Raw genomic sequence first — 252 nt, 5'->3', positions numbered from 1 at the left:
GCTGGTTCGCTTATCCTAAAACCATCAAACAAGTGGTCACTGATTATCCGCTTCAAGTCATCTGCATGCTTAAACCTACGCGTACAACGTACGGATACAATGGACAAAAGTATAACCTGAAAGACCTCTACAGAGTGCTCAAGAAAAAGCGTGGCCGTGCGAAAATTAAAGCATCTGTCGTTGTCAGCTTAGGATTGAACGATAATAATGAAGACATCCAGGCTAAGATAATATTTGTTCGGGACAATCGCA

General features: G+C 42.1%; 1 pseudogene. It reads left to right on the top strand.

The annotated features are described in order from the left end of the window. Positions 1–252 (top strand): annotated as a pseudogene (locus tag ACYQ2O_RS13690) (IS4 family transposase); the annotation flags it as partial.

This window comes from Alkalibacterium sp. m-11 (assembly GCF_054658155.1).
This window is presented reverse-complemented; position numbering and strand designations above follow the sequence as displayed.